This is a genomic window from Methylomonas subterranea (genome assembly GCF_024505185.1).
Lineage (GTDB): Bacteria > Pseudomonadota > Gammaproteobacteria > Methylococcales > Methylomonadaceae > Methylomonas > Methylomonas subterranea.
On record NZ_JANIBJ010000061.1, the window covers coordinates 1 to 10939 of the forward strand.

Here is a 10939-nt window from a genome sequence, read left to right on the forward strand (position 1 = left end):
GCGGCCATTTTTATTCGGCTATCTGTTTGGGATCGCGCGGCTTTCTGCGGTTGGGCTTGATGCGTTTGATATTCAGCGGGTGGCCCTGCACGGTCGCTTCGCTGAGCAATTGAAAAATGTCGGCGGGCATGCCTTCGGGCAAATCGACCAGGGTATAGCTGTCGCGAATATCGATACGGGCTATGCGTTTTTTGTCGACCCCGGATTCTTCAACCAGCGTGCTCAGTAACTGCTCCTGATCGATATGGTGATTTTTGCCTACATCGAGCCGATAGCGCACGTTACGATAATGCGCTTGTTTAAAAACCGCTAGCGGCGGGCGGGACGGGGCCTGTTCGTTGACGGTGTTTTGAAATAGATGCGGTTGGCTGATGAACAGCAATGCCGCCGCGCAATCCAGCGGATCCACGCCTAGTTCCATGCCGGTTTTCTGAATCAGTTGGCGGTGCGCCCGCAGATCTTCTTGGCCGAGCACCAGTTGCAGGCGTTTTTTCAGTTTATCCAGTTTTCGGGGGTGAGCCTGCATGTCCGGCGATTCCTGTTACAGTCTGTCCAAGTCGATTTCCACATAGGCTTCGTCGCGCAAGCGCCGCAACCATAATTCGGTTTCTTCCTCGACCTTACGCTTGCGGATTTCGTCGCGAACCTTATCCTTGCGAAATTGAGCGCTGTCGTCCTGGCTTTCCCGGCCCAGGACCTGGATCATGTGCCAGCCGAATTGGGTTTGCACCGGTGGACTGATTTCGTTGATGCCGAGTTTGTTCATGGCCTCTTCGAACGGCGGCACCAGCGCGCCGGGCGTAACCCAATCCAACGAGCCGCCGTTGATGGCGGAGCCCTTGTCGTCGGAGTGCGCGCGGGCCAGGGTGGCGAAATCGTCGCCGTCGTCTATGCGTTCCTTGAGCGCCAGCAGGCGTTTTTGCGCTTCGGCGTCATCCACCAGTTCATTGGTCTTGATCAGAATGTGTCGGACCTTGGTTTTATTGACAATGTGCTGCGCCGAACCTTCGGTTTCCAGCATTTTAATAATGTGAAAGCCGCTGGGACTGCGGATCGGCTCGGAGATGTCGCCCTGCACCATGCCGGTAACCGTATCGGTAAACAGGGTGGGAATCTGGCCTATGCTGCGCCAGCCCAGGTCGCCGCCTTTCAAGGCATTGTCGTCGTTGGAATAGCTGATGGCGGTTTCGCGGAAATCCTTGCCGTTGCGTAGGTCGGAGACGATGCGCTCCGCCTGCTGCCGGGCTTTTTGTATCTCGCCGGAGGAGGCGCCGGACGGTACCGAAATCAGGATATGTCCCAAATGGTATTGGGTGGTGTTGGTGCCGGCCTTGCTTTGGGTTTCCAGATAATGGTTCACCTCTGCATCGGTGACTTTGATGCGGGCACTGATCTCCCGGCCCCTGAGCTGATTGATGATGATTTCGTTGCGCAGATTTTCCTCGAAGGCCTTGTAATCCATGCCTTGTCTGGCCAGTTCCTGCTTGAAGGCGTCCACCGACATGTTGTTGCGGGAGGCGATGTCGGCAACCGAGTTGCGCAGCATTTCGTCGCTGACCTGAACCCCGGAACGGGCGGCCATCTGGCGCTGCAATTTGTCGACTATCATGCGCTCCAACACCTGCTTGCGTAACACATATTCCGGCGGCATCGCCACATTATTGCCCTGTAGCTTATGGGCAATGGTTGCAACCTCGGCGGCCAGTTCGCGCTCCAGTATCACATCGTCTTCCACGACGGCCACGATTCGGTCCAGGGTTTGCGCCGGCAAGGCATGGGCGACCGTCAAGAGCCAGACACTAAGAAAAATTTGTTTAAGCATGTTGGGATTAGTCTTCAAAATCACTGGCTGGCCGGTAACCGTTCAGGTTGCGCTGCAGGAAGCGGTCCACTTGGTCGCCGAACCCTGTCAAGCCCTTTAATTCAAGCTGCACGAACACCGCGTTTTCCGGCTTGGCATCCGGAGCCAGAAAATTGGTGGTGGTGGCGCCGTTGATATAGCGGCGGCCGATCACGCGCAGGCGCCAACAGCAGTTTTCCTTTTCGATACCGATAAAACTTTCGGTGGTTTTGCCGAAATTGAACGAATATTGCCAGCGTCCCAGGCCATACCAGCCGGCCGCCAACGGCCAACGAAAGGACACGTCGGATTGCGAAATGGTTTGTCCCACCGCCGTCTGGGTAACCAGATTATTAGAGGGGTTGATAAACGCCAATTGATCGTTGGGGGTGTTGCGGCGATACCGGTAGCCCACGTCGAAAATTTGGTCTGGCTGGTTGCGGAATTTGAGCACGGCCAGTCCGCGGGCGAATCCATTGGCCTCGGGATCCCACTGGGCGCCGGCCGTGTAGGACAGGTGGTTGGTAACCTGGCCGGACAACTCGCCGATGAAATTCGAGGTACTGCTGGTCTGGTTGGGCACGCCGGGCAAATTGACGGTCCTGTCCTGGAAATACAGGATCTGGCCCAGACTGATTTTCAGAGGCTCCAGGCCGGAGGAAGAGTCGATAAAGCGCGAACTGCCGGCCAGCGTGATTTGATTGGCGTCCTGTATCCGGTCCAGACCGCTGAAGCGGTTTTCCCGGAACAGACTGTAAAAGTTGGTATCGAAAGCGGCTGTGTCGAAAACCGGAATGTCGCTTTGATCCTTGCGCGGAATGTACAAATAAAACAATCTGGGCTCAAGAGTGTGGGTATAGGCTGTGTTGCCGATATTCAGTTGTTTCTCGAATGTCATGCCGGTGTCGGCGGAGAATATCGGCAAAAAGCGGCTGATACTGTCCGGCTGGTTGGCCGCCGTCTGATTGGACAGTTGATACTGGGTGTATTGGCCGGTGATTTTGGGAATGAAAAAGCCGGCGCTGGATTCCAGCGGAAAACTGACTGACGGCGCCAGATTCAAGCGTTGGCCGTTGACCAACTCCGAGTGATAAAAATGCGAGTATTGGTTGTTCATGCCCAGTGCCAAGGGCATGTTGTCGAAGCTGTGTTCCAGACTCAGATTTACCCTGGGCAGGATGTCGTAAGGCATGCCGGCATCGGTAATGGTTTTGTCCACCGATTGATAATGGTTGACGCCGGCGGAAAAGGCGATGCCGGGGCGGCCATAGTTCAAGTAGGAGGTGCTGGACAGAAAACGGTTGGTTTGAAAGCCCAGCGCATTGTTCATGTCGTTGAAATATTCCTTGTCCGACACGTAGTTCAGGTTGGTGAGCAGGTTTAAATTATCGGTAAAGCGGGAATTGTCCCTAAATGCGGCCGAATAGCGGCTTTTCTCCCGCAGTTGGTCATAGGGCATGATTTCCGCGGCCAGACTGCCGGAGGAGGTTTCGGTCAGGTAACGAAATTTGTTTCGCAACATGCCGCCCCGCTTTTGCATGTAACGCGGGGTGATGACGGTATCGTAATTGGTGGCGATGTTCCAATAAAACGGCGCGGCAAAGTCAAAGCCGTTCCGCTCGGTATTCGACCAGGTGGGCGCCAACAAGCCGCTGGTGCGGCGGTTGTCCACCGGAAACGAAATATAGGGGGTATAGATCACCGGCACGCCCTTGAATTCCAGCCAGGCGTTTTTGGCAGAACCCTGGCCGCTTTCGCGATTTATTTTTACCCGCGAGGCATGCATGACCCAGTCCTGATTGCCGGGGGGGCAACTGGTGAAAGTGGCTTCGTTGTAGCGGGACAGGCTTTTGCTGTCTCGGTACATGACGGCGGCGCTGCCCCGCAGCGGCGCGGCCGCTTCGATGAACTGGGCGTTTCTGATCCGGGCTTCATTCCTGGCCAGACTGATCGATACGGTGTCGGCCGCCAGGGCCAGGGTGCTTTCGCTGTAAACCACATTGCCTTGCGCGTCCATGGTGTCGGCAACCGTGTCGTAGCTGGCCTTGTCGGCCGACAGGTGCTGGTCGGCGCGGTTCAGATCGACATTGCCGGCGAAGTTAAGAATCTCGCCGTCGAACACTTCGGAAAAGTCGGCCAAGACATCGGTGTTGGCCTCCTCGCGGGCCTCGCTGGATGCGCCTTTGATTTTGCGCCTTCTGGCCGACCAGTTCGAGCAGTTTTGCCAGGGGTCTTGCGCGAATTCGCCGCGCAACAATTCGAAGGTGCGCTCCTGTTGCCGATCATAAGCCGGCGTGAGCCAGGGCAGGTTGGAAGTGGTTTCGGCTTCCGCCGCGGCCGCGACTTGGGCCGCGCCCTTGGGGTCGGCGCCGACCAGATTGCAGTTCCAGTTGGTCTTGCCGACCTCGCCGGATTGACAGGTCCAGCCAGGTTTATTGGTCGCCGCTACCGCCTTTTTGCCGGGCGCGGGCATTTGGCTTTCGGTCAAGCTGGCGCGCGGCGTTGGGGCTGGGGCTTCGGCGGACGCGACGGGGTTTTCCGTCGCCGTTTGCTCGGCCCGTTGCGGAGTTGCCGCCGGTGCGTCGGGCACAGTCCGGGTCATTGTGGCCGTGGCCGCCGGCAATTCGGCCGAGGCGGCGGGTTGGCCGGCTTGCGGGGCTTTTTGGCTGCCGATGACCTTGGGTTGGGCCGCTTCCTGGCTGGGTTGGCCCTGATTCAGACAGACCCATTCGCCGTTTTTACCTTGCTCGCAATTCCAGGCGGCATTGTCTGTGGCCGAGGCGACTTCCATGAATGATAACAATGCTAAATAAACTGTATAAAACCTAAGATTCATATCGAGGTTGGCGGCTAAATTAACTTAGCTGAATGGAAATCGAATAAAATGCCGGGTCATTTTACCTTAGGTTGCTTTTCCGTTAACAAATAATGTGCTATCCCAATTCAGACCCGCGCGCCGAAGCACTCAGAAAATGGTTGACCCATGATTTAGGTCTGCAAATTTCACATATCGAACCGGCTTCCAGCGACGCCAGTTTCAGGCGTTATTTTCGGGTGGTGCATGACGGCGGCTGCCACGTCGCGATGGATGCGCCGCCGGACAAGGAAAATACCGCCGCATTCATTCGCAATGCCGCGCTGTTGCAAGCGGCCGGTCTGCACGTTCCGCTTATTCATCAGCAAAACACCGAGCAAGGATATCTGTTATTGGAGGATTTGGGGAGCCGTTGTTATCTGGATGTGTTGCGGCCGGATAACGCGGAAGCTTTGTATCGGGCCGCCCTGGACAGCCTGTTCAAGTTGCAGCACGCTATCGACCCGGGGCGGGCGGCATTGCCGGCCTATGACCGGGCTCTGTTGACGCGTGAATTGGACATATTCCACGAATGGTTTTTGGAAAAACGTTTGCGCATCGTAATGCCGTCCGCTATCCGGCAAATGCTGGCCGACTGTTTGATAGATTCCGCCTTGGCGCAGCCGCAAGTCTGCGTGCACCGCGATTATCATTCCCGTAATCTGATGCTGACGGACGATTGCCCGCCGGGCGTGATCGACTTTCAGGACGCGGTGATAGGTCCGGTTACCTACGATTTGGTGTCCTTGTTGCGCGATTGTTATATCCGTTGGCCGCGGCAACAGGTGACGGCTTGGCTGCTAACCTACCACGCACGGCTGCTGGACGCCGGCACGCTAGCTTGCGATTTTAATCAATTCGAGCGCTGGTTCGATTTGATGGGCCTGCAACGCCACCTTAAAGCCATCGGCATCTTTTCCCGCTTGCAGCTGCGCGACGGCAAAGCCGCTTATCTGGCCGACATTCCGCGCACCATGGCTTATGTCGAAGAGGTCTGCGCCGACTATCCGGAACTGGCCGAATTCAATGACTTTCTGCGGCACCGGGTACTGCCCGTATACGGGGCCGGCTTATGAAAGCCATGATACTGGCGGCCGGTCGCGGCGAGCGCATGCGACCCTTGACCGATCATACCCCGAAACCGTTGTTGCGGGTGGCCGGCAAGGCCTTGATCGAATACGGTCTGGAAAACCTGGCCAAGGCCGGATTTACCGAGATTGTGGTCAACGTGGCCTATCTGGGGCGGCAGATCAAAGAGCATTGCGGCAACGGCAGTCGCTGGCGGCTTTCGATTCAATATGCCGACGAAGGCGAACAAGCGCTGGAAACCGCCGGCGGTATTGCCAACGCGCTGCCGCTGTTGGGAGACAAACCGTTTCTGGTGGTAAACGCGGATGTCCTGTCCGATTATCCGCTGGCGAGCTTGCGGGAAAAATCCGTCGATCTGGCCCATTTGGTGTTGATCGACAACCCGCCGCATCATTCGCTAGGCGATTTTTGTTTAAACGAAAACGGCTTGGTTGGCGTAAACGGCGGGCCTAAACTGACCTTTAGCGGCATGGGCGTTTATCATCCCGACCTGTTTGCCGGCGTGCGGGCCGGTCAAGCCTTGAAACTGCGGCCGGTTCTGGAGCAAGCCATGCAAAACGGCCGGGTCGGCGGGGAGTACTTCGACGGCTCATGGCTAGATATCGGCACGCCCGCCAGATTGCGGGAAGTGTCTGAAAATCGGGGTTTTTTCCATACGGCGGACATGTCCGGCCAATAGTTGCTTTTTTCCCCGCCGATGCGCCGCCGGTCGGATCGAGGAAGTCAGCGCTTAAAGCCGGCGTGGCGCATGGAAAAACCACGGCGCGATGCGCGATAACCATAACAAAGGAGACACGATGTTCTCGTTACAAACCATCTTCGGCAAGGGCGATAAATTTTACGGCTTGCTGGAAGCCAGCGCGGAGTCCGCCTGTTGGTCCGCGCGGGCCTTGATAGAATTGTTGAATTCGCCGGCAACTACCCAATCGTTGGAAAAATTCAAGCAGGCGCGCCGGCGGGAAAAAGCCCTGTTCGCGCAAATCAGCGAGGAACTGGTCAATACCTTTGTGACCGTTTTGGACAGGGAGGATATAGAAGCGTTGAACAATGCTCTGTACAAGATTCCCAAGGTGGTGGAAAAGTTTGCCGAGCGCTATGCGCTGGCCTTGAGCCGGATGGGCGATGTGGATTTCACCAGCCGCGCCCTGATGCTAGAACAAGCCTGCCAGGTTTTGCAACAAATGGTCGGCGAGCTGCGTAAGGGCATGGATCTGGATCGGGTCAAAAAACTGAACGATCAGTTGCAAGCCATAGAGGCCGAAGCCGACAATCAAATCCTCGATTTGTATCGGGACGTCTACGCCAATGAAACCGATCCCATCCGCTATTTGGTGAAAATGAATTTGTTCGAAATCCTGGAGAAAGCGATAGACCGCTGCCGCGACGCCGGCAACGTGGTGTACCACATTGTCCTGAAAAATTCATAAAGGGATATCCATGCTGACACTGCTACTGCTCGTTATTCTGGCGGCGCTGGTATTTGAATTCGTCAACGGATTTCACGATACGGCCAACTCCATTGCCACGGTGGTTGCCACCAAGGTATTGACGCCGACCCAGGCCGTCATATTGGCGGCGGTCACCAATCTGGTCGGCGCGTTATCGGGCACGGCGGTGGCCAAAACCATTGCCTCGGGCTTGGTCGACACCAACATGGTCAACATCAGCTCGGAAGTGCTGATCTGTACCCTGGTGGGCGCCATCTTCTGGAATCTGATCACCTGGGCGTTCGGCTTGCCGTCTTCTTCCAGCCATGCCCTGATCGGTGCCTTGTGCGGAGCGGCATTGGCGGCGGGAAACAATAATCCGGATGTTCTGATTTGGGCTAAAACCGCCGCAGTCTGGACCGAGAACAAGGGCTTGTTGTGGAAGGTGGTGATTCCGATGATCAGTTCGCCCATCGCCGGATTCACCCTGGGCATCCTGATCATGGGCGGATTGATGGCCATCATCAGCGGCATGAATTCGGCCGGCGGCATCTTGGCACGCATATCGCGGCCGAAATGGATCAATGCGGTGTTCGGCAAGGCTCAGCTCTTGTCGGCCGGCTATATGGGCTTTGCCCACGGCAGCAACGACGCGCAAAAAACCATGGGCATCATCGCCCTGGCCATTTTTACCGCCAACAGTGCCGGCGAACTCGATCAGTTGCCGCAATGGGCGCAATTTCTGCGGCCGGATGGGGGAGAAAAAGACATCGACGCCTGGATTATCTTTACCTGTGCCTTGGTGATGGCCTTGGGTACCGCCGTGGGCGGCTGGCGCATCATCAAAACCCTGGGTCACAAAATGGTCAAACTGCATCCCATTAACGGTTTCGCGGCGGAAACCAGTTCGGCCACCATTTTGTTGGCCGCCGCTCATTTCGGCATGCCGGTTTCCACGACGCACAGCATTTCGACGGCGATCATGGGCGTGGGTTTTGCGAAGAATCCGCATACGCTCAAACTATCCGTGATCGAAAGAATCGTCTGGGCCTGGTTTATGACGATTCCGGTGGCGGGCGGAATCGCCTGGCTGATGGTTGGGTTGCTGTTAAGGCTGCATTAACAGAGTAGACAGGCTGCCGGGCAGCCTGGGTGGTGTGAGATCATGGTGCTGGCCGGCGTCCGGCTTATTTCACCGGTTCTTCGATATAAGCGCCGAAACGCATGATGCGTTGGTAGCGCTTTTCCAGCATCCTGTCCATGTCCAGGACTTCCTGATTCAATTCGTCCATGTGCCGCAATAAGGCTTCGCGCAGATTCAGGGCGACTTTTTCGAAATTCCGGTGGCCGCCGCCGACCGGTTCCCGCACCACTTCATCCAGAAAACCCTGTTCGCGTACCCGGTCGGAGGTGATGCCCATCGCTTCCGCCGCCAGTTGGGCCTTGTCGGCGCTTTTCCATAGAATAGACGCGCAACCTTCCGGCGAAATCACCGCATAGGTACTGTATTCCAACATCAGCAAGCGGTCGCCCACTCCAATCGCCAAGGCGCCGCCGGAGCCGCCTTCGCCGATCACGGTGCAAATAATGGGCGTGCGCAGTTTGGACATCTCGAACAGGTTGCGGGCGATGGCCTCGCTTTGGCCGCGTTCCTCGGCGCCGATGCCGGGATAGGCGCCCGGGGTATCGATCAGGCAAATGATAGGCAGCCGGAAGCGTTCGGCCAGTTTCATGACCCGCAGTGCCTTGCGGTAACCTTCCGGTCGCGGCATGCCGAAGTTGCGGTAGATTTTTTCCTTGGTATCGCGGCCTTTTTGGTGGCCGATCACCACGATGGGCTGGCCTTCCAGACGGGCCAAGCCGCAGACTATGGCCGGGTCGTCGGCATAGGTGCGGTCGCCGTGCAACTCGTGAAAGTCCGTGAACATCAAGTTTATGTAATCCAGCGTGTAAGGCCGGCCGGGATGACGCGACAATTGCGAAATCTGCCAATCGGACAAGTTGCTGAAAATGCTTTCGGTCAGGCCTTCGCATTTTTGTTCCAGCTGTTTCAAGGTTTCGGAAATGTCGAAATGGTTGTCCAGCTCCACCTTGCGCAGCTCTTCTATCTTGGCTTGCAGTTCGGCAATCGGCTGTTCGAAATCTAAAAATTTTAAATCCATGTCAATCCGGCGTCAGAATCAATAAAATGGTCGGCAATTCTAATGAAAAAAGCCGATATTGCCTATCAGTTTTCCCGCCCATGACAGCAAGCCACACTTTTATAGCGCATCCGGACGCCCCCTTGGCAGCCAGAATGCGCCCCACCAGCCTGGACGAGTTTATCGGCCAGCAGCATTTACTGGCCCAGGGCAAATCGTTACGCGCCGCCATCGAGCAGGGCATGCCGCACTCGCTGGTGTTTTGGGGGCCGCCGGGCGTCGGTAAAACCACGCTGGCTAAAATCATCGCCGCCAGCGCGAATTGCCATTTCATCGAATTATCGGCGGTGATGGCCGGAGTGAAGGAAATCCGCGCCGCGGTGGCGGAAGCAGAGAATGTTAAGCTGACCCGCAACCTGAATACCGTGGTGTTCATCGACGAAATACACCGATTTTCCAAAAGCCAGCAGGATTCCTTGCTGGCGCCCATCGAAAGCGGGGCGATCATACTATTCGGCGCCACTACCGAAAACCCGTCCTTCGAATTGAACAACGCGCTGCTGTCGCGCTTGCGCGTCTACGTGATGCGCGGCATAGAGCCGGAAGCCCTGGTCGATTTGCTGCAACGCGCCTTGAGCGACACACGGCGCGGCCTGGGCCAGCGCAATCTGGCCATTGATGCGGAGGTGTTGTTGCTGATTGCCAAGGCCGCCGACGGCGACGCCCGCCGCTGCCTGAACATCCTGCAAATCGCCGCCGATCTGGCCGAAAATGTGGACGGGCGGGAAATAGTCAACCGCGAAGTGCTGGAAGAAGTGTTGCAAGGCCACGCCGCCCGCTTCGACAAGGGCGGCGATATTTTTTACGACCAGATTTCCGCCCTGCATAAATCCGTGCGCGGCACCGATCCGGACGCAGCCCTGTACTGGCTTTGCCGCATGCTGGACGGCGGTTGTGATCCTTTGTACATCGCTCGCCGGGTAGTGCGGATGGCTTCGGAAGACATCGGCAACGCCGACCCGCGCGGGCTGGAACTGGCCTTGAATGCCGCCCATGCCTACGAACGGCTGGGCAGTCCGGAAGGCGAACTGTCGCTGGCGCAAGCCGTGGTCTATCTGGCCTGCGCACCCAAAAGCAACGCGGTTTACGTGGCTTACAAGGCGGCGATGGCCGACGCCCGCCACAGCGGTTCGCTGGAAGTGCCGATCCATTTGCGCAACGCGCCGACCAAGCTGATGAAGGAATTGGGTCACGGCGCCGAATACCGCTACGCGCATGACGAGGAAAACGCCTACGCCGCCGGCGAGAATTACTTTCCGGAGCCCTTAAGGGGGCGGCGTTATTACCAGCCGGTCGATAGGGGGTTGGAAATCAAGATCAAAAGCAAATTGGATTTTTTACGCAAAGGCTGATTTTTCAGCTCAACTATCAAATGTGGCGGCGGTCGAACCTGAAAGACCGGTATGTCTCACATGCCTTTGGAGATTTTTCTTTCAGGGGTCGCGCCAAGCCTTCACCGTCCGTACTCTGAAAGTCATGGTGGGAGCGACGCACAGTCGCGATTCGCGGGGCTATCATCGCGACTGTG

Annotated in this window: 9 protein-coding genes; 5 read left to right on the plus strand and 4 right to left on the minus strand. The window is 56.8% G+C overall.

Annotated elements, in window-relative coordinates:
* Positions 1–10: 10 nt before the first annotated feature.
* From NP590_RS19700 to NP590_RS19710, 3 genes are read right to left on the minus strand one after another with little or no spacing between them, the layout of a single operon-like run.
* On the minus strand, positions 11–526 hold the full coding sequence (locus NP590_RS19700; protein ID WP_256604442.1) for a DbpA RNA binding domain-containing protein: 516 nt from the start codon (positions 524–526) through the stop codon (positions 11–13).
* 15 nt (positions 527–541) lie between these two features.
* Positions 542–1822, minus strand: a complete 1281-nt coding sequence (locus NP590_RS19705) for a peptidylprolyl isomerase (RefSeq protein ID WP_256604444.1) — start codon at positions 1820–1822, stop codon at positions 542–544.
* Positions 1823–1829: 7 nt separating this feature from the next.
* Positions 1830–4631, minus strand: a complete 2802-nt coding sequence (locus NP590_RS19710; RefSeq protein WP_256604445.1) for an LPS assembly protein LptD — start codon at positions 4629–4631, stop codon at positions 1830–1832.
* Positions 4632–4768: 137 nt separating this feature from the next.
* On the opposite strand from NP590_RS19710, the gene NP590_RS19715 reads away from it, so the two are divergent.
* From NP590_RS19715 to NP590_RS19730, 4 genes are all read left to right on the plus strand, one after another.
* Complete coding sequence (locus NP590_RS19715) at positions 4769–5770, plus strand: aminoglycoside phosphotransferase family protein (protein WP_256604446.1); 1002 nt, start codon at positions 4769–4771, stop codon at positions 5768–5770.
* Complete coding sequence (gene murU / locus NP590_RS19720) at positions 5767–6462, plus strand: N-acetylmuramate alpha-1-phosphate uridylyltransferase MurU (protein ID WP_256604447.1); 696 nt, start codon at positions 5767–5769, stop codon at positions 6460–6462. Before NP590_RS19715 ends, murU begins: the two co-directional genes overlap by 4 nt.
* Before the next feature lie 118 nt (positions 6463–6580).
* Positions 6581–7210 carry a DUF47 domain-containing protein gene (locus NP590_RS19725; protein ID WP_256604449.1) on the plus strand — a complete coding sequence of 210 codons (630 nt, stop codon included), beginning with the start codon at positions 6581–6583 and terminating at the stop codon, positions 7208–7210.
* Between the two features lie 10 nt (positions 7211–7220).
* Positions 7221–8333 (plus strand): inorganic phosphate transporter, encoded by a 1113-nt coding sequence (locus NP590_RS19730; RefSeq protein WP_256604450.1) that lies wholly within the window; start codon positions 7221–7223, stop codon positions 8331–8333.
* Between the two features lie 64 nt (positions 8334–8397).
* Here NP590_RS19730 and accA read toward each other — a convergent pair whose 3' ends face one another.
* Positions 8398–9372: an acetyl-CoA carboxylase carboxyl transferase subunit alpha gene (gene accA, locus NP590_RS19735; protein WP_256604451.1), complete on the minus strand. Its 975-nt coding sequence runs from the start codon at positions 9370–9372 to the stop codon at positions 8398–8400.
* An 80-nt stretch (positions 9373–9452) separates the two neighbouring features.
* On the opposite strand from accA, the gene NP590_RS19740 reads away from it, so the two are divergent.
* A complete protein-coding gene (locus NP590_RS19740) occupies positions 9453–10763 on the plus strand; it encodes a replication-associated recombination protein A (RefSeq protein ID WP_256604452.1) in 1311 nt (436 codons plus the stop codon).
* Positions 10764–10939: the final 176 nt, after the last annotated feature.